The organism is Pseudomonas sp. SDO5532_S415, assembly GCF_054071155.1.
This window is the reverse complement of the sequence record NZ_JBSVWS010000109.1, coordinates 1-20,417: the sequence shown is the minus strand read 5'-3', so window position 1 is coordinate 20,417 and position 20,417 is coordinate 1. Positions and strand designations below refer to the sequence as shown.

General features: G+C 60.7%; 17 protein-coding genes. 9 read left to right on the top strand and 8 right to left on the bottom strand.

Annotated elements, in window-relative coordinates; translation table 11 throughout:
- The first annotated feature begins 194 nt into the window (after positions 1-194).
- Together ACW9HW_RS20815 and ACW9HW_RS20810 are read left to right on the top strand one after the other, a co-directional pair.
- Positions 195-2,129, top strand: a complete 1,935-nt coding sequence (locus tag ACW9HW_RS20815) for a RecQ family ATP-dependent DNA helicase (RefSeq protein ID WP_457401595.1) — start codon at positions 195-197, stop codon at positions 2,127-2,129.
- Positions 2,130-2,221: 92 nt separating this feature from the next.
- On the top strand, positions 2,222-2,653 hold the full coding sequence (locus ACW9HW_RS20810) for an acyl-CoA thioesterase (protein WP_457401593.1): 432 nt from the start codon (positions 2,222-2,224) through the stop codon (positions 2,651-2,653).
- Between the two features lie 67 nt (positions 2,654-2,720).
- Here the strand turns inward: ACW9HW_RS20810 and ACW9HW_RS20805 are convergent, their stop codons facing one another.
- The 4 genes from ACW9HW_RS20805 to ACW9HW_RS20790 form a co-directional block, all read right to left on the bottom strand.
- A complete protein-coding gene (locus tag ACW9HW_RS20805; protein ID WP_095192367.1) occupies positions 2,721-3,215 on the bottom strand; it encodes a glycine zipper domain-containing protein in 495 nt (164 codons plus the stop codon).
- Positions 3,216-3,571: 356 nt separating this feature from the next.
- Positions 3,572-5,920, bottom strand: a complete 2,349-nt coding sequence (locus ACW9HW_RS20800; RefSeq protein WP_095192366.1) for an FdhF/YdeP family oxidoreductase — start codon at positions 5,918-5,920, stop codon at positions 3,572-3,574.
- On the bottom strand, positions 5,917-6,756 hold the full coding sequence (fdhD, locus tag ACW9HW_RS20795) for a formate dehydrogenase accessory sulfurtransferase FdhD (protein ID WP_095192365.1): 840 nt from the start codon (positions 6,754-6,756) through the stop codon (positions 5,917-5,919). The genes ACW9HW_RS20800 and fdhD overlap by 4 nt, the downstream gene beginning before the upstream one ends.
- 92 nt (positions 6,757-6,848) lie before the next feature.
- Positions 6,849-7,736 carry a LysR family transcriptional regulator gene (locus tag ACW9HW_RS20790; RefSeq protein ID WP_095192364.1) on the bottom strand — a complete coding sequence of 296 codons (888 nt, stop codon included), beginning with the start codon at positions 7,734-7,736 and terminating at the stop codon, positions 6,849-6,851.
- A 149-nt stretch (positions 7,737-7,885) separates the two neighbouring features.
- Here ACW9HW_RS20790 and lysM point away from each other — a divergent pair, with 149 nt between their 5' ends.
- Positions 7,886-8,335 (top strand): peptidoglycan-binding protein LysM, encoded by a 450-nt coding sequence (gene lysM, locus ACW9HW_RS20785; protein WP_095192363.1) that lies wholly within the window; start codon positions 7,886-7,888, stop codon positions 8,333-8,335.
- Between the two features lie 121 nt (positions 8,336-8,456).
- Here the strand turns inward: lysM and yrfG are convergent, their stop codons facing one another.
- Positions 8,457-9,119, bottom strand: coding sequence for a GMP/IMP nucleotidase (gene yrfG / locus ACW9HW_RS20780; RefSeq protein ID WP_095192362.1), 663 nt, complete (start codon positions 9,117-9,119; stop codon positions 8,457-8,459).
- 90 nt (positions 9,120-9,209) lie between these two features.
- Between yrfG and nudE the strand changes: the two genes are divergently transcribed.
- Positions 9,210-9,776: an ADP compounds hydrolase NudE gene (nudE, locus tag ACW9HW_RS20775; RefSeq protein ID WP_095192361.1), complete on the top strand. Its 567-nt coding sequence runs from the start codon at positions 9,210-9,212 to the stop codon at positions 9,774-9,776.
- Complete coding sequence (cysQ, locus tag ACW9HW_RS20770; protein WP_457401590.1) at positions 9,773-10,600, top strand: 3'(2'),5'-bisphosphate nucleotidase CysQ; 828 nt, start codon at positions 9,773-9,775, stop codon at positions 10,598-10,600. Before nudE ends, cysQ begins: the two co-directional genes overlap by 4 nt.
- 168 nt (positions 10,601-10,768) lie before the next feature.
- On the opposite strand, the gene ACW9HW_RS20765 is transcribed toward cysQ, so the two are convergent.
- From ACW9HW_RS20765 to ACW9HW_RS20755, 3 genes are read right to left on the bottom strand one after another with little or no spacing between them, the layout of a single operon-like run.
- Complete coding sequence (locus tag ACW9HW_RS20765) at positions 10,769-11,224, bottom strand: YiiD C-terminal domain-containing protein (RefSeq protein WP_457401588.1); 456 nt, start codon at positions 11,222-11,224, stop codon at positions 10,769-10,771.
- 40 nt (positions 11,225-11,264) lie between these two features.
- Positions 11,265-12,659 carry a sigma-54-dependent transcriptional regulator gene (locus ACW9HW_RS20760; RefSeq protein WP_095192358.1) on the bottom strand — a complete coding sequence of 465 codons (1,395 nt, stop codon included), beginning with the start codon at positions 12,657-12,659 and terminating at the stop codon, positions 11,265-11,267.
- A complete protein-coding gene (locus ACW9HW_RS20755; RefSeq protein ID WP_095192357.1) occupies positions 12,656-14,464 on the bottom strand; it encodes a sensor histidine kinase in 1,809 nt (602 codons plus the stop codon). The genes ACW9HW_RS20760 and ACW9HW_RS20755 overlap by 4 nt, the downstream gene beginning before the upstream one ends.
- A 179-nt stretch (positions 14,465-14,643) precedes the next feature.
- On the opposite strand from ACW9HW_RS20755, the gene ACW9HW_RS20750 reads away from it, so the two are divergent.
- The 4 genes from ACW9HW_RS20750 to ACW9HW_RS20735 all read left to right on the top strand — a co-directional run bounded on the left by ACW9HW_RS20750 (position 14,644) and on the right by ACW9HW_RS20735 (position 20,273).
- Positions 14,644-17,556, top strand: coding sequence for an aminotransferase (locus ACW9HW_RS20750; protein WP_457401586.1), 2,913 nt, complete (start codon positions 14,644-14,646; stop codon positions 17,554-17,556).
- Between the two features lie 268 nt (positions 17,557-17,824).
- Complete coding sequence (gene aguB, locus ACW9HW_RS20745; RefSeq protein WP_457401584.1) at positions 17,825-18,703, top strand: N-carbamoylputrescine amidase; 879 nt, start codon at positions 17,825-17,827, stop codon at positions 18,701-18,703.
- Positions 18,704-18,708: 5 nt separating this feature from the next.
- Positions 18,709-19,815: an agmatine deiminase gene (gene aguA / locus ACW9HW_RS20740; protein ID WP_095192354.1), complete on the top strand. Its 1,107-nt coding sequence runs from the start codon at positions 18,709-18,711 to the stop codon at positions 19,813-19,815.
- Between the two features lie 245 nt (positions 19,816-20,060).
- Positions 20,061-20,273: a hypothetical protein gene (locus tag ACW9HW_RS20735; RefSeq protein ID WP_457401582.1), complete on the top strand. Its 213-nt coding sequence runs from the start codon at positions 20,061-20,063 to the stop codon at positions 20,271-20,273.
- Positions 20,274-20,417: the final 144 nt, after the last annotated feature.

Genomic DNA, 20,417 nt, shown 5'->3' with positions numbered 1-20,417 from the left:
TTGAAATGCATTCCATTGTGGGAGCGAGCCTGCTCGCGAAAGCGATCTGCCGGTCAATCCATTGCCCAAGCCTTGCCATCCCTCCAGACCATCCGCTGTATCATCGCGTATCGTTTTGCCCCCGACCTTTTCTCGACTCGCTGCGATCGCCGGCTAGGCTTTGTCCATCGCAGCGGTCAACGGAGTGACAGCTTATGCACAACACCCTGGAACAGGTTTTCGGTTACCCACAGTTTCGACCCGGTCAGGAAGCAACGATCAGCGCGGTACTGGCCGGGCGTTCGGCGGCGGCGATTTTTCCCACCGGCTCCGGTAAATCCCTGTGCTATCAGTTATCGGCGGTCATGCTGCCGCACCTGACGCTGGTGGTCTCGCCCCTGTTGGCATTGATGCAGGATCAGTTGGCGTTCCTGCAGCGCCATGGCATTGCCGCGGGCAGTATCGATTCGGCGCAGAGCCGCGATGACGCCAGCGATGTCATGGCTCGCGCCAGGTCTGGTGAGTTGAAGATCCTGATGATTTCCGTGGAGCGCCTGAAAAACGAGCGCTTCCGCCATTTTTTACAGCAGGTCCCGATCTCGCTGCTGGTGGTGGACGAGGCGCATTGCATTTCGGAGTGGGGTCACAACTTCCGTCCGGATTATCTCAAGCTCCCGGACTACCAACGTCAGTTCAACATCCCTCAAGTCCTGCTGCTGACGGCCACTGCGACGCCCAAGGTGATCGCCGACATGCAGGCCAAATTCGCCATCGCTCCCGAGGATGTGGTGACCACCGGCTTCTATCGGCCCAACCTCTATCTATGGGTAGAACCCGTGCGCGGGCAGGACAAGCGCCGGCGCCTGGTTGAGTGGATGAGCGAGCGTCCCGGCCAGCCGAGCATCGTTTACGTCACCCTGCAAAAAACCGCCGAGCACATTGCCGAGCATCTCGGTCGGAACGGCATTCAGGCCGAGGCCTATCACGCAGGTTTGCCAAACGATCAGCGCGACGGTATCCAGAAGCGCTTCATGGGTGGGCAGTCCAATTGCATCGTTGCCACCATCGCGTTCGGCATGGGCATCGACAAGAGCGACATCCGCAACGTGGTGCATTTCGACCTGCCCAAATCCATCGAAAACTACAGCCAGGAAATTGGTCGTGCCGGGCGTGACGGGCAGCCGTCCGACTGTCTGGTACTGGCCAATCGTGACAGCCTGAACGTGCTGGAGAACTTCGTCTACGGTGATACGCCTGAGCGCGATGGCATACGCCGCGTACTCGACGAATTGCAAACTTGCGCGCCTGAAGGGCAGTGGGAGTTTCTGTTGGGGCCGCTGGCGGACAACAGCAACATTCGCCAGTTGCCGCTCAAGACTCTGCTGGTTCAGCTGGAACTGCGTGGAATCATCGCCCCGCGTTACGCGTACTACGCCGAGTACCGTTTCAAATATTTGCTGGAACCGGAGGAACTGCTGGCCCGTTTCGAAGGCGAGCGCAGGGATTTCGTCGCGGCGATCATTCAGACGTCCTCCCGCGCCCGGACTTGGGCCACGGTCAATTTCGATGCGCTGTACGAGCAGTATCAGGCTGAGCGCGACAGGGTGGTCAAGGCGCTGGATTACTTTCAGGAGAAGGGCTGGGTGGAGCTTGAAAGCAAACTGATGACCGAGGTCTACAGCTTGCTGCAATCGGACTTTGACAGCGCCGCATTGAGCGAAGAACTGCACGCTGACTTCACTCGGCATGAGCAAACCGAAATCGCACGAATCCACGCCATGCTCGATCTGTTCGCCACCGACCATTGCCTGGGTTATCGCCTGGCCGAGTATTTCGGTGACGAAAATGCGCCTCGGCAGTGTGGGCATTGTTCGGTATGTCATGGGCAGGTGGCGCGTCTGCCTGAGCCACCGGCATTGCCGACCCTTGTGGATAAAAATTTCGAGGCTTTGTGCGGCGATTTTATCCACAGGCATGAGCAGCACACTGGCAGCTTGCCTTCAGCGGAGCGTGTGACGCGGTTTCTGTGCGGGATCAGCGTGCCGCTGTTCACCAAGCTCAAGGTTCGGACGATTTCCGGGTATGCAGCGCTTGAAGATTATCCCTATGCCGAGGTACGGGCGGGGGCTGAACATTATCTGTCTGATTGAAATGCGATAAATGTGGGAGCGAGCCTGCTCGCGAAGAACGAAGACGCGGTGTTCGCTTTAAACTGGCCACTCAACCTCAGGAACCGACACTGATGTCCAACCCGATACCCCAACGCGCCGACTACTCGCACCTCCAGCCCATCACTACCCGCTGGCATGACAACGACGCCTACGGTCACGTGAACAACGTCACCTACTACAGCTTTTTCGACACGGCGGTGAACACCTACCTGATCGAAGTCGGCGGCCTGGACATCCACGATGGTGAGGTGGTGGGTTTCGTGGTGAGTTCGGCGTGCGATTACTTTGCTTCCATCGCATTTCCTGACCGGATCGAGATCGGTCTGCGGGTAGGCAAACTGGGCAACAGCTCGGTGCAGTATGAGTTGGCGGTGTTCAAACAGGGGGAGGACGAGGCCTGTGCGGCGGGGCGCTTTGTGCATGTGTTTGTGGATCGGGCGTCAAACCAGCCGGTGGCAATTCCGGCCGGATTGCGCAACGCCCTCGAACGTCTGGCGGTTTAGTTCAGGCAAAAAAAATCGCAGCCCTGGGGCTGCGATTTTTTTACCTGCCAGCGAAACCGTTTTGGTTTCAGTGACGGTGGCGGTAGTGCTTGTGGTGGTGCTTGCGATGGCCGTAGGCATGACCGCGACCCGGGTGGCCATCACGGTAGTAACGACGATCACCACGGTCACGGTAGGAGCGATGATCATCGTCATCGTCATCGCTCTTGTTGCCCATATAGTTACCCAGCGCGCCACCGGCACCGCCGCCCGCAGCGGAACCGATCAGGCTGCCGGTGGTGCCGCCCATGCTGCGGCCGACCACGTTACCGCCTGCTGCGCCCAACGCACCGCCAATGGCGGCTTCGCCACGGCTGCGTTTGTCTGCGCCGACGGCGCTACCACCCGCGCCGCCCAGGGCCGCGCCGATAGTGGAACCGGTATTACCGCCAATTGACTGGCCGACGACCGAGCCTAGAACCCCGCCCAATGCGCCACCCACACCTGCTTCGGTGGTGCCGCCAGCAGAAGCAATGCCACTGACCAGGCCAAGGGACAACAAGAGAATCGAGGAGAACTTCATGGAGGAACCTCAAGGGGATGACGCCGCGATCCTGAGGCTGTGGCATGGGCCTGACAATCGAAATCCGACGAGTAACACGACTTGAGCACATTTCTATAAGTTGCTGTTTTTTGGGCGGAACTTAAGTGTTTTTCGCCGGTCTTTAGCTACTTCGGATAGGCCGTTTTTGTGAGAAAACGGCCTTTTTTGTGGGCGTTAGGAAAGTATTCGATTCGGAAAACGTGTTGAACATCTTACCGCTTTCGCGAGCAGGCTCGCTCCCACAGTGGGACCGGAGCGAGTACAAATGTCTGTGCCTACAGAAGATTCAATGTGGGAGCGAGCCTGCTCGCGAAGAGGCCAGATAAAACGCCGCATTAAGCCGATTTGGCCATGATCAACCCGGTCTCACTCGCCGCTTCCAGGCGGATCGCCACGAACTTCGACGTCGGCGTATGGCTGCCGTCCCCGGTGCTTTCCAGCGGTACCAGCGGATTGACTTCCGGGTAGTACGCCGCCGCTTGCCCGGCCGGGATATCAAACGCCAGCAGCGTGAAGCCTTTCACCCGACGCTCGACACCATCATCCCACAGCGACACGATGTCAGCCTTCTGCCCCGGCTTGAAGCCCAGGCGAATGATGTCGGCTTCGTTCACGAACAACACATCACGCTGACCTTTCACGCCGCGATAACGGTCGTTGAGGCCATAGATCGTGGTGTTGTACTGATCATGGGAACGCATCGATTGAAGGATCAGATCGGGCAATACGCCAGTGGCGCGGGTGCGTTCGTGTACCAGATCCTTGGGCAATACGTTCGGACGGAAATTGGCCCGGCCCGACGCGGTGTTCCACTTGCGAGCCCCGGCACTGTTGCCCAGATAGAAACCGCCGGGATTCTTGATCTTCTCGTTGAAGTCCTTGAAGTTGGGAATGGTGTCGGCAATCAGGTCGCGGATGCGTCTGTAGTCCGCCACCAGCCAGTTCCAATCCACCGGGTGGCTGCCCAGCGTGGCAGCGGCGATGCCGGCAAGTATTGCCGGCTCCGAGCGCATCTGGTTCGACAGCGGCTCCAGCTGACCGTTGGAGGCATGGACCATGCTGAATGAGTCTTCGACGGTCACCGCTTGTGGACCTTCAGCTTGCCGATCGATGTCGGTCCGGCCCAGGCATGGCAGGATCAGCGCGTCTTTACCATGGGCCAGGTGGCTGCGGTTGAGCTTGGTGCTGATCTGCACGGTCAGGTCGCAATTGCTCAGGGCCTTGAAGGTCCGTGGGCTGTCAGGGGTGGCCTGGGCGAAGTTGCCGCCCAGGGCGATAAACACTTTTGCCCGACCTTCGGCCATGGCGTGAATCGCCTCGACCACATTGTGGCCGTTTTCACGGGGGACCTTGAACTGGAAGCGACGCTCCAGCGCATCGAGGAATGCCACTGGCGGGCGTTCGTTGATGCCCATGGTCCGGTCACCCTGCACGTTACTGTGGCCACGCACCGGGCACAGGCCAGCGCCTGGTCGACCGATGTTGCCGCGCAGCAGCTGCAGGTTGGCGATTTCCTGGATGGTCGCCACCGAGTGGCGATGCTGGGTGATGCCCATGGCCCAGCACATGATGACGTTCTTGCCCTTGGCGTACATGCGCGCTGCTTGCTCGATCTCAACAAGGGACAGGCCCGACTGCTCGATGATCTGCTCCCACGAGGTGTCGTCAATGGCGGCCAGGTAGTCCAGGACGTTGACGCTGTGTGCGTTGAGGAAATCGTGATCGAACACCGCCTCGGTGCCAGCCTTCTGCGCATCGCGCTCCCACTGCAGCAGAAATTTGGCCATGCCGCGCAGCACCGCCATGTCACCGCCCAGTGCCGGACGGAAGTACGCGGTGTTGGTTGGTTTGTCGCCGTTGGTGAGCATTTCGATCGGATGTTGCGGGTGCTGGAAACGTTCCAGACCCCGTTCCTTGAGCGGGTTGATACACACCACCTGCGCGCCGCGCTTGACCGCTTCACGCAGCGGTTCGAGCATCCGGGGGTGGTTGGTGCCCGGGTTCTGGCCCCAGACGAAAATCGCATCGGCGTGCTCGAAGTCGTCGAAGGTCACGGTGCCTTTGCCGACGCCAACACTCTGCGACAACGCAACACCGCTGGCTTCGTGGCACATGTTCGAGCAGTCGGGGAAGTTGTTGGTGCCGTAGGCGCGCACGAACAACTGATAGAGGAAAGCCGCTTCGTTGCTGGCGCGACCCGAGGTGTAGAACTCGGCTTGATCCGGGCTCGATAAACCGCGCAGGTGCTTGGCGATCAGGGCAAACGCATCGTCCCAACTGATGGGCTGGTAGCGATCGGTTTCGGCGTTGTAGCTCAACGGCTCGGTCAGGCGGCCCTGGTATTCGAGCCAGTAGTCGCTCTGTTCCAGCAGCGAAGTGACGCTGTGTCTGGCGAAGAATTTGCCATCGACACGACGTTTGGTCGCTTCCCAGTTCACCGCTTTGGCGCCGTTTTCGCAGAACGCCACGATGCCGCCTTCCAGCGAATCACCCCAGGCGCAACCGGGGCAATCGAAGCCGCCGTTCTTGTTGGTCTTAAGCATCATGCGCAGGTTTTTCAGTGCGTTGTCGCTGGTCAACCAGGCTTGGGCGACGCTGATCAGTGCGCCCCAGCCACCGGCCGGGCCTTTGTAGGGCTTGTAGCGAGGGACGGGGGTCTGGTCGGCTTGACGGTGTTGACTCACGCTTGATTCTCCAACGCTGGGCTGTAGACCCGCGGCGCATTCTTTTGTGGCAGATGGATGAGGTTGAGGTTGTGGCGACGGGCCCACTGCACGGCAAGGCCCGTGGGCGACGACAGGCTGACCAGGGTCTGGATGCCGGCGCGCAAAACTTTCTGGATCAATTCGAGGCTGCAACGGCTGGTGACAATCGCCAGCCCTCCGGTGAGCGGGATGTTGCGACGGATCAGCCCGCCGATCAGTTTGTCGAGGGCGTTGTGGCGGCCGATGTCTTCACGGCCGAGCAACAACTCACCCTTGTCGTTCATGAACACCGCCGCGTGCACTGCGCCGCTGTACTGGCCCAGCGGCTGGAACGCGCCGATGCGTTGGCGCAGGCCGTCGAGCCATTCGGCGGGCGGCAATGGCGCGCCGGGTAATACCTTGAGATCTGGCAAGGCTTGCTCGACCGCTTCCACGCCGCAGAGCCCGCAACCGCTGGTGCCCGCCATTTGTCGACGCTGCAGCTTGAGGTTCCAGAAGGCGCGGTTGGCGATGGTCACTTGCGCATACTGCGCCGACCCCGAGCCGCTGAGTTGCAGGTCATAGATTTCATTGACGTCTTCGATGATGCCGCTACCCAAACTGAAACCGACGACAAAGTCTTCAAGATCGCTCGGCGTCACCAGCATGACGGCCTGGCTGATGCCGTTGTAGGCAATCGCCAACGCCACTTCCTCGGCCAACGCAGTGCTGGCCGATTCGGCGTTTTCAATGTTGCTGTAGCTGTATGTCTGGCTGGCTGCAGGCGCGGGCGTTTCGAGGGCGGGCGCCGGGCAGGAAGGGCGCTTGGGGTTCATGGCATCACCGAGGGTCTGATCAGCTTAAAGACTAGGCGCGGCAAACTGTCGCGTCTAATCGCTATTACTGATCTGCCGATAGATGCCGTCGATCAAGCACCCATCAGCGATTGCTGATAAATCGCGAAACAGGCTTCTGCCAGCGCCGAACGAGGAGCGGTGCGACGCATGATCAGCCCCAGGCGGCCAAGAGTCTGGGCGTTTTCGATCGGCTGCAGGCGTAAATGATCAGTCAGGTCTTCGAGGCCACCGTCCAGTGGCATCACGGCGCAGCACAAGCCGCCATGCACAGCCTGTAACAGCTGATGCACGGCATCGGTCTGCAACAACGGCTGCGGGGTGAGCCCGCGGCTGTGGAAATTATGGTCGATGGACTGGCGAAAGTGCATGCCGCTGGTGAGCATGCCCAGCGGCAGCTCGATCAACGATTCCCAACTCAGCGGCCGCTCGCCAAAGGTAAAGAAACGTTGATCGTAAAGCAGACCCATGCGGGTTTCACTGAAAGTGAGCGAGTCAAAGTGTTCGGCATCAAGGCGTTCCAGGTACGACACACCGAGATCCAGGCGATTGTTCGCCAATTGTTCGAGGATTTGCTCGGAGCTCAGCGCCGACAATTCAAAGCGCAGGTTCGGGTGCTCTGCGTGCAGGCGTTGCAACAGCGGCAGTGGGTCGAAGCTCGACAGCGGCACCACGCCCAGGCGCAAGGTGCCGACCAGATTGCCGCGACAGGCGGCCGCCTCGGCGTACAAACCGTCATAGGCCGCCAGCACCGTGCGCGCCCAGGCCAGCACCCGTTCGCCCGGAGCAGTAAAGCCTTCGAAGCGTTGTCCGCGATTGACCAGCGGCAGATCGAGTTCTTCCTCGAGGCTGCGCAGGCGCATGGACAGGGTCGGCTGGGTGATGTGACAGCGCGCGGCCGCCTGGCCGAAGTGCCGGGTTTCGTCGAGAGCGATGAGGAATTTCAGTTGCTTGATGTCCATCTTCGCTCCAGGGCGGATCCAGGGGGGGTGAGCAGGGGCGGATTCTATCGCTTGGCGCGAAGCGGCGTCATTGGTCGGTTTGAAGTCGTGTTTGGCAACCGTGGTCTAGGCTTTTGCGTCTGGACACTAATTCCCAGGGAGAGCACACGATGAGCCTGTTCAGTTTTCTTAAAGAAGCCGGTGAAAAAATCCTTGATGCGCTGACGCCGGACAAGGCCGAAGCCAACAGTGAAGCGTTGACCAAGCATGTGCAGAGCGCGCTGACGGGGATCGATACTTCCAGGATTCAGGTGAAAGTCGAGGGCGATAAGGTTATCGCCACGGGTGAAGCGGGCAGCCAGGAGGAGAAGGAAAAAATCCTGTTGGCGTTGGGCAACGTGGCCGGCGTCAGCGGTGTTGACGATCAGATCACGGTGACCGGCGCCGTGGCTCCGGCCGCGAAGTTTGTCACGGTCGAGAAGGGCGACACGCTCAGCGCGATTTCCAAGCGCGTTTACGGCGATCCGAACAAGTATCAAAAAATCTTCGAGGCCAACAAACCGCAACTCAAGCACCCGGACAAGATCTATCCGGGGCAGGTGTTGCGGATTCCCGAGTAATCTTCAAGACCGCTTTCGCGAGCAGGCTCGCTCCCACATTTGATCTGTAGCGAGCACAGAGTGTGTGCACGACGCAGATCCATTGTGGGAGCGAGCCTGCTCGCGAATTAGGCGACTCGGTCTAAAGCCCGGCAATCAGATCCCGATAATCCTCCACCGCCGCAAATTCCGCCGTGTCCCTCGGTCCCTGGCGACTGTCCGGCTCGCTCACGGCCAACAGGTGCGACACACCAAAATCCCGCGCACTGCGCAGGATCGACAAGGTGTCGTCGATAAACAGGCTACGCGCGGGATCGAAATCGATGTCCTCCCTCAAGGCGTCCCAGAACTGCGGGTTTTCCTTGGGGAAACCATAATCGTGGGAACTGATCAAGCGCTCGAAATACGGTGCCAGTTCGATTTTTTCCAGCTTCAATGACAGTGAATCACGGTGAGCATTGGTGATCAGCACCACGCGTTTGCCGGCCTTTTTGATCGCCGCCAGAAAAGTATCCGCGTCCGGGCGCAGGGCAATCAGGTGCGCGGTTTCCAGTTTCAGTTCACGCACGGACAGCTTGAGCTCGGCACTCCAGAAATCCAGGCAATACCACTGCAACTGACCGGCGTGGCGCTCGAACAACGGTTGCAACTCAAGCTCGGCCATGGCCCGGCTGACCCCGTGCAGTTCGGCGTAACGCTGGGGCAGATGCTCCAGCCAGAAATGGTTGTCGAAGTGCAGGTCCAACAACGTGCCGTCCATGTCCAGCAGAACGGTGTCGATGTCGTGCCAGGGCAGCGGGGACATAAAAAACTTCTCCAGCGATAAAAAAGGTATCCGGGGACAACAATCAGGATAGGCCGGGTATAGTAACCCGCTATCGCTCAGGAGCCGCTCATGCGCCAGAAACCCACCATCCTCGCCCGCGAGATCGTTGCCACCAGCCGTTTATTCTGCGTCGAGGAGCTGAAACTGCGCTTTTCCAATGGTGAGGAGCGCACTTACGAGCGATTGGTCGGCAAAGGCACCGGTTATGGCGCGGTGATGATCGTGGCGATGCTCGATGCGGACCATGCGGTGCTGGTCGAGGAGTATTGCGGCGGAACCGATGAATACGAATTGTCGTTGCCCAAGGGGCTCATCGAGCCCGGCGAAGATGTGCTGGCGGCAGCAGAGCGCGAGCTCAAGGAAGAGGCCGGGTTTGGCGCGCGGCAGCTTGAGCATTTGACGGAGCTGTCGTTATCGCCCGGTTACATGAGCCAGAAAATCCAGGTGGTGCTGGCCACCGATTTGTACGAAGAGCGTCTTGAAGGTGACGAACCGGAGCCGATGGGGCTGGGCAAGGTCAACCTGCGGGAGTTGTCGGCACTGGCGCAAAACCCTCAATTTACCGAGGGCCGCGCCTTGGCGGCACTGTACCTGGCCCGTGATCTGCTGACCCAGCGTGGGGTGTTCCTGCCATGAATTTTCCCCATCCGTTGATGGCTCCGGTGGTAGAGCTGGCCTTGAAGGCTGGCGAAGCGATTTTGCCGTTCTGGCGCGTCGGCACGGCGGTGACCGCCAAGGCTGACGAATCACCCGTCACTGCCGCCGACCTGGCCGCCCATCACCTGATTGTTGCCGGCCTGATCGCGCTGGATCCGAGCATCCCGGTGTTGTCTGAAGAAGATGCCGACATTCCTCAAAGCGTACGCGCCGGATGGCAGCGCTGGTGGCTGGTGGACCCGCTGGACGGCACCAAGGAATTCATCTCCGGCAGTGAGGAGTTCACGGTCAACATTGCGTTGATCGAGCAGGGGCGCGTGGTGTTTGGCGTCGTGTCGATGCCGACCAACGGGCGCTTTTACGTGGGTGGCAGCGGGTTGGGCGCATGGCGCGGCGACAAGAACGCCGAGCCGCTGCCGATTCAGGTTCGCGAAGTGCCGCCGACGGATGCGGCGTTCACCGTGGTCGCCAGTCGCCGCCATTCCAGCCCGGAGCAGGAACGCCTGTTGGCCGGGTTGAGCGCCAGCCTGGGTGAGCTGGAACTGGCCAATATTGGCAGCTCGCTGAAGTTTTGCCTGTTGGCCGAAGGCGCGGCCGATTGTTATCCGCGCCTGGCACCGACTTCGCAGTGGGACACGGCGGCGGCGCAAGGCGTGCTGGAAGGAGCGGGCGGTGAAGTGCTGGATTTGAGCGGCGCGCCGTTTTGTTATCCGGCGCGGGAGTCGCTGTTGAATGAGTTTTTCCTGGCGTTGCCGGCGAAGGCGGCGTGGCGCGAAAAACTTTTGGATCTGGCGCGTTCCTGAGTTCGCTGTACCTCTGTGGCGAGGGAGCTTGCTCCCGCTGGGTTGCGAAGCAACCCCAAATCCAGGCACTGCGAAACATCAGTTAAATCCGGCTGCCTGATTTGCGACTGCTTCGCAGCCGAACGGGAGCAAGCTCCCTCGCCACAGGTTTTGTGTAGGTTCTGATGTTTAGCGGTGCAGGACGTACTGCCCGACAAACCTCACCGCATCCTCATCACTGCCCGCATTCACCACCCGCGTATGCAGCGCCAGTCGCGCCCGTCCGTAACGGTGGTAGGTGGCGAGGAATTTTTTCCACACCTGCGCGCCAGGCGCCTGGCAAATGGCGTGCGCATCGCCCGTCACCGGCAGCGGGTAGCTGATCTGCCCTTCCTGAATCACGATGTGCCCGTCCGTAATCCCTTCTTCTTTCAGACGCAAATGCAACCAGCCCCAGCCGGCCAGTACCGCGCCGCAATACAGGCTGCCGCCGAACATGGTGCTCTTGTGGTTGACGTTGGCGTCCAGCGGCAAATGCAGGCGCAGTTGCTGATCGTGCCAGTCGAGCACTTTGAGGCCCATGTCCCGCGTGAGGGGAATGTCATGGTGGAGGACGGATTCCAGTTGACGACTGTCGCGGCTCATTCAGCGGCCTCTTGTTTGGGGTGGATGATTGGACGGTGGCTCAATCGAGTTCGTCGGTCTGGCTGGAGGCTCCGCTGTCGGCGAAGTTCAGGCCGTGTTTGCGCAGTTTGTCATGCAAGGTCTTGCGCGGAATGCCGAGGGCTTCGGCAACGCTGCGCACGGAGCTATGGGAGCGTGCCAATTCGGCGGCGATCAGGGTTTTTTCGAAGTTTTCCACTTGCTCGCTCAAGCCACCGCTGACCGGTTCCACCAGGGTGCCGGCGCCGCCTTGCGACTCGCTGTTGTCCAGCGCCAGTTCCAGGCCCAGGGCGAAGCGTTCGGCGGCGTTTTGCAGTTCGCGCACGTTACCGGGCCAGGTGTGGCGCAGCAGCAGGGCGCGTTGGCCCGGTTGCAGTTCATGGGGCGGCAAGCCGTGGCGGTTGCTGGCCTCATCGGCAAAATGCTGAAACAGCACCAGCGCATCTTCACCTCGCTCACGCAGCGGTGGAATGCGCAGCGGCGCGACGTTCAGGCGGTAATACAAGTCGGCGCGAAAACGCCCCTGATCGGCGGCCTGCCTCAGGTCTTCCTTGGTGGCGGCGATGATGCGGATGTCCAGTGGAATCAGCTGATTGCCGCCCAGGCGTTCGACTACCCGTTCCTGCAGCAGGCGCAGCAACTTCACCTGCACGTCCAGGCTCATGCTTTCGATTTCATCGAGGAACAATGTGCCGCCGTTGGCGAATTCGAATTTGCCGATGCGCCGCTTCTGCGCACCGGTGAAGGCGCCCGGCTCATGACCGAACAACTCGCTCTCGACCACCGATTCGGCCAGCGCCCCGGCGTTGATCGCCACGAAGGGACCGTTTCGGCGGCTCGACAAATCATGCAGCGCTCGCGCCACCACTTCTTTACCGGCACCGGTTTCACCCAGGATCAACACATCGGCCTTGGTCGCCGCCAGGGCGCCGATTTGCTCGCGCAGGCGCAGCATCGAAGGCGATTGCCCGACCAGACGTGTGCTCAGCTCATTGCGATCGCTCAGGGCCAGGCGCAGGCTGCGGTTATCCAGTACCAAGCGGCGCAAGGCCAGGGCGCGGCGCACGCTGTCGAGCAGGGCGTCGCTGGCGAAGGGTTTTTCCAGAAAGTCATAAGCCCCGGCGCGCATGGCTTGCACGGCCAGCGGCACGTCGCCGTGACCGGTGATCAGCAACACCGGCAACTCCGGGTCCTGAGCGTGGAGCTCGGTCAGCAGTTCGATTCCGTCCATGCCGGGCATGCGAATGTCGCTGACCACCACCCCCGGCCAGTCGCGTTCCAGTTGCCCGGCCAGGCCCTTGGCCTCGGCCAGCGGCAGAATTTTCAAGCCGGCCAGATCGAGGGTCTGGCTCAGGGCCTGGCGCAGGTGGGGATCATCGTCGATCAACACGACCTGAATTCGATTGTCGATGGTCATGCACTTCGGTCCTCGGACGGTTGCAGGCTCACACCCGGCGCGCCTGCGCGCAGTTTCAGGGTAATCAGGGCGCCGCCCTCCTTGTGGTTGGCGAACAACAGTTCACCGCCGAAGGCGCGCATCAGGGTTTCGCAGATCGCCAGTCCCAATCCAAGCCCCTGGGTGCGGGTCTTGGTGGTGTAGAAAGGTTCGCTGGCGCGACCAAGGGCCTCCATGCAGAAGCCGGGGCCATTGTCGCGAATGTACAGGTTGACGCCATCGGCACTGGATTGGGCACTCAGCCAGAGTTTACGTGGCGGGCCTTTTTCCGTCAGGGCGTCCAGGGCGTTGGCCAGCAGATTGCCGAGCACTTGGCGCAGGCGGGTTTCCCCGGCTTCGACCCACAAGGTCGCGGCGGGCAAATCCCGGATCAGTTCGACTTCCATGCTGCGCCGGCGCTTGGCCAGCAAGGCCAGGGCGTCGTCCAGCGCCGGTTGCAGGGCGACGCTTTCCGGGGCGTGGCGATCGCGGCGGGCAAAGGCGCGCAGATGCGCAATGATTGAGGCCATGCGCCCGGTCAGTTCGCTGATCAGCTTGAGATTGCCGCGGGCATCGTCGGTGCGCTGATGGTCGAGCAACACTTCGGCGTTTTCCGCGTAGCTGCGGATGGCGGCCAGCGGTTGGTTGAGCTCGTGGCTGATGCTCGCCGACATCGTTCCCAATGCCGACAGTTTGCCGGCCTGCACCAGATCATCCTGGGCGCGTACCAGTTCTTGCTGGGCTTGCTCGCGCTCCAGCACTTCCTGTTTGAGACGACGGTTGAGGCCTTCCAGATCGCTGGTGCGTTCGGCGACCCGCCCCTCCAGTTCACGCCTGGCTTTGCCTTCGAAGGCTATTCGATCAAGGTAATGACGGCGGCGCTGCATCATCAGGCCGAGCAGCAGCATCACCACCAACAACGTCGCGCCACCGACGGCGACCACCGTGCGTACCGGACGGTCGATCAAGGTGCGAGGCGCGAGGATGCTGACATTCCAGCCGGTTTCCGCGATGGCCTGGGTCTGGGTCAGCCAGGCATCGGGATTGAGATTCAACGGCTTCGGATCGCGGGTTGGATAGGGTTGGATCGCGATGATGGCTTTACGCTCGTCTTCACTCAACGGACGGGTCGAGCGGAAGCGCCATTCAGGCCGCGAAGTGAGGATGACCACGCCGTTGTGATCGGTCAGCAACAGCTGTTCCGGGGTTTTCCCCCAGAGGCTTTCGGTGTGGTCGAGGTCGACCTTGACCACCAGCACGCCGATGATTTTCTCGCCCTGGCGCACGGCCGCGGCGAAGAAGTAGCCGCGCTTGGCGGACGTAGTGCCGAGCCCGAAGAATCGCCCCAGCCGCCCGGCCATGGCTTCGCTGAAGTACGGCCGGAACGAAAAATTGCGCCCGACGAAACTGTCGTGCTTGTCCCAGTTGGAGGCCGCCAGGGTCTTGCCCGTGGTGTCCATCAGGTACATGACTTCGGCACCGGTCTGGGAGCTGATGTTTTTCAGCAGGCGGTTGGCATTGCCCTGGGTGACACCATCGTCCGGCGCACCAAGAACGGCGCGCAGGGCCGGCAGATCGCCGAGGATCTGCGGCAGCACTTCATAACGGTGCAGGGTGCCCAGCAGGTTGGCGACGTAGAGGTCGAGGGTCTGGCGGTTCTGCCCGGCCAGTTCGCTGCGGTAGTAGCGCTCGGCCAGATGCTCCAGCGGCCACAACAACGGCGCCAGGCACAGCGCGAGCAAGGCCAGGCTGCGCCAGCGGGGTCTGCGGGGGAGGGTCGGAGTCATGAGCATCGAGCGCCTGTGGGTATGGGCACATTATGCCTAGGCTTGCGGGCGCAGTCTGCGAGCCGTTGATGACCGACGGTTGTTCGTCAGGCTGGTGAAAGGGGGGTTGCGTATCGGCCCGCGCAGTGGCGATATAGGCGCCTAATAAATTTAACACCTTCCTTGAAGAGGTCTGTTTCATGCCGCTCGCCACGTTGATTCATCGCGCCAGTTTGCCCAGTCCGCAAGTCTCTGCGGAGCAAGCGCTTGAGCTGTTGCAGGAGCATTACGGGCTGGGCGGCAGGTTGCAGGCCCTGGGCAGTCAGCAGGATTTGAACTACCGCGTCGACAGCGATCAGGGGCGTTTCGTCCTGAAAATCTGCCGGGGCGATTATTCGGCGCTGGAGTTGCAGGCTCAACATGCCGGGCTCAAGCATTTGGGCGGACACCCTGACGTACATGTGCCGCGAGTGATCCCGGCAAAAAACGGTGCGGACCTGTTGTCTCTGGACGTCAGTGGCCAAGCGGTGCATGTACGTCTGCTGGATTACATCGAAGGCCAGTCCCTGACGCACCTCGATCATTTCAACCGCACGGTGGTGGCGGGTTTCGGTCGCCTGTGCGGCGAGATGGACCTGGCGTTGGCGCAATTCGACCATCCGGGGCTGGTGCGCACCCTGCAGTGGGACGCGCGCCATGCCCAGGCACTGATCGCGCATTTGTTGCCAGTCATCCAGGATGACGCTCAACGTCGATTGATCGCCGAAGCGGCGGAGCAAGCCGAGCGTCACTTGCAGCCCTTGGTGGACAAGTTGCCGATCCAGGCCATTCACATGGACATCACTGACGACAACGTCGTGTGGCAGCGCGACTCAGCGCGCCAATGGCAATTGCAGGGCGTGATCGATTTCGGGGATCTGATCCGTACCTGGCGCATCACCGATCTGTCGGTCACCTGCGCGGCATTGCTGCACCACGCCGATGGCGACCCGTTCTGCATTCTGCCGGCGGTACAGGCCTATCACGCGGTCAATCCCTTGCAGCATGAAGAGCTGCTGGCGCTGTGGCCGCTGATCGTCGCTCGTGCAGCGGTGTTGGTGCTCAGCGGTGAGCAGCAGGTCAGCATCGATCCGGGTAACGCCTACAGTCGCGACAACCTGACTCACGAATGGGAAATTTTCCGCGTGGCGACCTCGGTGCCGTTGGCGCTGATGGAGGCCGCGATCCTGACCGCTGTCGGGCAGAATCTGCCAGGCATAGCCGGTGACGGTTTTGCACCGCTGCTGCCGAGCCTGGTGGGACGTGAGTTTGCCTTGATCGACCTGGGTGTACTCAGCCCGCATTTCGAGGCTGGTAACTGGGAGCAGGAGGGTGTCGATCAACGCCTGCTGGACGAAGCGGCCGTGGCCCACGGCCTGGCGGCCAGCCGTTACGGCCAATACCGTCTGTCCCGCACCCGGCCGGATGACGCCAACGAGCCGGACACTTGTCCGTTGCACGTCGAGTTGCGCGTGCCCCATGGCACGGCGGTCGAGGCGCCGTTCGCCGGGGTGGTGCACCAGCCGTTGCCGGGTGTGCTGCAACTGGATGGCCCGCAATTGAGCGTGCGTCTGTGGGGCGTGACACCGTCACTGAATGCAGGCGCCGCGTTAGTCAAAGGTCAGGTGTTGGGGGCCGTCAGTGGACCCCTGCTCGTGCAACTGTGCCGTGGTGCGTCGTTCACGGCGCCCTTGTTCTGCACACCGACCCGCGCGCCGGCCTGGCAAACGTTGTGCCCGTCACCGGCGGCGCTGCTGGGGCTGGCTTGCGATGCCGAAGAAGAACTCGATGCGCAAACCTTGCTGGCCCGTCGTGATGCCAGTTTCGCCCGTACGCAAAAACACTATTACGTCGATCCGCCGCGAATCGAGCGTGGCTGGCGCAACCACCTGATCGACATGCAGGGCCGCTCGTACCTCGACATGCTCAACAACGTCGCGGTGCTCGGCCACGGTCATCCGCGCATGGCCGCGGTCGCCAGCCGCCAATGGTCGCTACTCAACACCAACTCGCGGTTCAATTACGCCGCCGTGGCTGAGTTTTCCGAGCGCTTGCTGAAGCTGGCGCCGGACTCCATGGATCGCGTGTTCCTGGTCAACAGCGGCAGTGAGGCCAATGACCTGGCGATCCGTCTGGCCTGGGCCTACAGCGGCGGCCGCGACATTGTCAGCGTGCTGGAGGCCTATCACGGCTGGACCGTGGGCGCGGATGCGGTGTCGACCTCGATTGCCGACAACCCCAAGGCGTTGGAAAGCCGCCCGGACTGGGTGCATCCGGTCACTGCACCGAACACCTATCGCGGTGAATTCCGTGGGCCGGACAGCGCGCCGGACTACGTGCGCAGCGTCGAACACAACCTGGCGAAAATCGCCGAGCAGAAACGCCAACTGGCCGGTTTCATCTGCGAGCCGGTGTACGGCAATGCCGGTGGTATCTCGCTGCCACCGGGTTATCTGAAACAGGTTTACGAAAGGGTCCGCGCCCAGGGCGGTGTATGCATTGCCGACGAAGTACAGGTGGGCTACGGACGCATGGGCCATTTCTTCTGGGGCTTCGAAGAGCAAGGCGTGGTGCCGGACATCATCACCATGGCCAAGGGCATGGGCAACGGCCAGCCACTGGGCGCGGTGATCACCCGTCGGGAAATCGCCGAAGCACTGGAGGCCGAGGGCTATTTCTTCTCCTCGGCGGGCGGCAGTCCGGTCAGTTGCCAGATCGGCATGGCAGTACTGGATGTGATGGAAGAAGAAAAACTGTGGGAAAACGCCCAGGACGTGGGCGGGTATTTCAAGGAGCGACTCGAAGCGCTGATCGATATTCATCCGCTGGTGGGCGCGGTGCATGGTTCCGGGTTTTATCTGGGCGTGGAGCTGATCCGCAATCGCGAAACATTGGAACCGGCGACCGAGGAAACCACAGAACTGTGCAATCGCTTGCGCGACCTGGGCATCTTCATGCAACCGACGGGTGATTACCTGAACGTGCTCAAGATCAAGCCGCCGATGGTGACATCGCGTCGGAGCGTGGATTTCTTTGTGGACATGCTCTCGAAGGTGCTCGCCGAAGACCTGTAAACATTTACCCCTTGTGGGAGCGAGCCTGCTCGCGAAGGCGATCGTTCAGTCGGTATTGAGGTTGGCTGGTACGACGCTGTCGCGAGCAGGCTCGCTCCCACATTTGTTTTGCGATATTAATTCGATTGTTATCGGGTTTAAGTGCGAAATTTATGACAAATGGCAGTTTAATAGCTTCAAAAGCCGATTTTTATCGGTTATAAAGTCGCCACTGCCAGGGCGCGGATAAGCCATGCCCGACCGTCAAGCACTTGCCCGGAGATGATTCATGAGTCGTATCGTTACCGTTGCCGCCACCCAGATGGCCTGTTCCTGGGACCTTGAAGGCAACATCGAGGTCGCTGAAAGACTGGTCCGTGAAGCCGCTTCCAACGGCGCGCAGATCATCCTGATCCAGGAACTGTTCGAGGCGCCGTACTTCTGCCAGAAGCCGAATCCGGATTACCTGCAACTGGCTACGACCGTGGAAGACAACGTTGCCATCAAGCACTTCCAGAAAGTCGCCAAGGAACTGCAAGTGGTGCTGCCGATCAGCTTCTACGAACTGGCGGGCCGTGCGCGTTTCAACAGCATCGCGATCATCGACGCCGACGGCAGCAACCTCGGGATTTATCGGAAAAGCCACATCCCGGACGGCCCTGGCTACCACGAAAAGTATTACTTCAACCCAGGCGATACCGGCTTCAAGGTCTGGAACACCCGCTACGCGAAAATCGGCGTGGGCATCTGCTGGGACCAGTGGTTTCCGGAGGCGGCGCGCAGCATGGCGCTGCAGGGCGCGGAAATCCTGTTCTACCCGACCGCCATCGGCAGCGAGCCCCACGACAAGACCATTTCGTCCCGCGATCACTGGCAACGCGTGCAACAGGGCCACGCCGGCGCTAACCTGATGCCGCTGATCGCCAGTAACCGCATCGGCAATGAAGAACAAGACGGCTACGACATTACCTTTTATGGTTCGTCGTTCATCGCCAACCAGTTCGGCGAGAAGGTGCAGGAACTCAATGAAACCGAAGAAGGCATTCTGGTTCACACCTTCGACCTCGACCAACTGGAACACATCCGTAGCGCGTGGGGCTCGTTCCGTGACCGTCGTCCGAACTTGTACGGCGCGCTGAAAACCCTCGACGGAACCCTGGAGTCCTGATCGACATGACCACTTTGAAAAGCACCCCTCGCGCAGACGGCTTCTACATGCCGGCCGAGTGGGCACCCCAGACCCAGACCTGGATGATCTGGCCCGAACGTCCGGACAACTGGCGCCTGGGCGGCAAACCGGCGCAAGCCGCTCACGTGGCAGTGGCCAAGGCCATTGCGCGTTTCGAACCGGTCACCGTGGCGGTCTCCGCGGGCCAATACGAAAACGCCCGTGCCCGTCTCGACGTGCCGAATATCCGCGTGGTCGAGATGTCCAGCGACGACGCCTGGGTCCGGGATACCGGCCCGACGTTCGTCATCAATAACAGCGGCGAAGTCCGTGGCGTGAACTGGGATTTCAATTCCTGGGGCGGTTTCGACGGTGGCCTGTATTCACCGTGGAACCGTGATTCGCAGGTGGGCGGCAAAATCCTCGAGATCGAGCGCAGCCCGCGCTACCGCACCGAGGGCTTCGTGCTCGAAGGCGGCTCGATCCACGTCGATGGCGAAGGGACGCTGATCACCACCGAAGAATGCCTGCTCAACCGCAATCGCAATCCGCACCTGAACCGCGCGGAAATCGAAGCGGTGCTCAAAGACAATCTGGCTGTGGATAAGATCATCTGGCTGCCGGACGGTTTGTTCAACGACGAAACCGACGGCCATGTGGATAACTTCTGCTGCTACGTGCGTCCGGGTGAAGTGCTGCTGGCGTGGACCGACGACCCGCAGGACCCGAACTACCCGCGTTGCCAGGCGGCCATGAAGGTGCTGCAAAGCAGCACGGATGCCAAGGGTCGCCCGTTCACGGTGCACAAGATGCCGATTCCGGGGCCGCTGTACGCGACCGAAGAAGAATGCGCGGGTGTCGACCCCGTGGATGGCACCCAGGAACGAAATCCATCGGTGCGTCTGGCCGGTTCCTACGTGAACTTCCTGATCGTCAACGGCGGCATCATCGCGCCGAGTTTCGATGACCCACTGGATGGTCCCGCCAAGGAAATCCTGCAGACGCTGTTCCCGCAGCACGAAGTGGTGATGGTACCTGGCCGCGAACTGTTACTGGGTGGCGGTAACATTCACTGCCTTACCCAACAGCAGCCTGCGCCGCACAAGGAGTGAGTGACCTCGTAACAGCTTGAGTTGATTGCCAAATCATTCACGCAAACGTTTTCGCTCGTGACCTCGCACAGAGCCCGCGGCCTTTCAGGATTGCGGGCTTTTTTTCATCCGCTTATCGACACTCCAGACACATTGGCATAGCTCTTGTATCTCTCATGAGGCAACTCGGGGAGGGGGAGAACTGCGATGTTCTGTCATAAACCTTGGATAAGTTAGCCGCTCACAAACCAGGAGAGAGCGCTGAAATGAACGCCGAAGTGAATGTGGTGAACGAGCGGGCGTTGCATCCCCTGGCAGTCAATGGCGAATCGCTCCAGATCCTGGCGCACTGGTTCAAGTCCAATGGAACGCGTCCGATCAGCGAGACTGATCCGCGCCGGACGATGATCGAGCGCTACCCCGCTGGTTTATTCAGCGAAGCGGAACTGGATGCGTTGTGGGATGTGATGGAAGGATAAGAAGAAAAACAACGGATTGATAAAACAAAAGCGCTGCCGGGATGGCAGCGCTTTTTTTATGGGCGAGCATATTTTGTGATCAATGAGGATCAAATGTGGGAGCGAGCCTGCTCGCGAATGCGGTGTGTCAGCCACCATCGATGT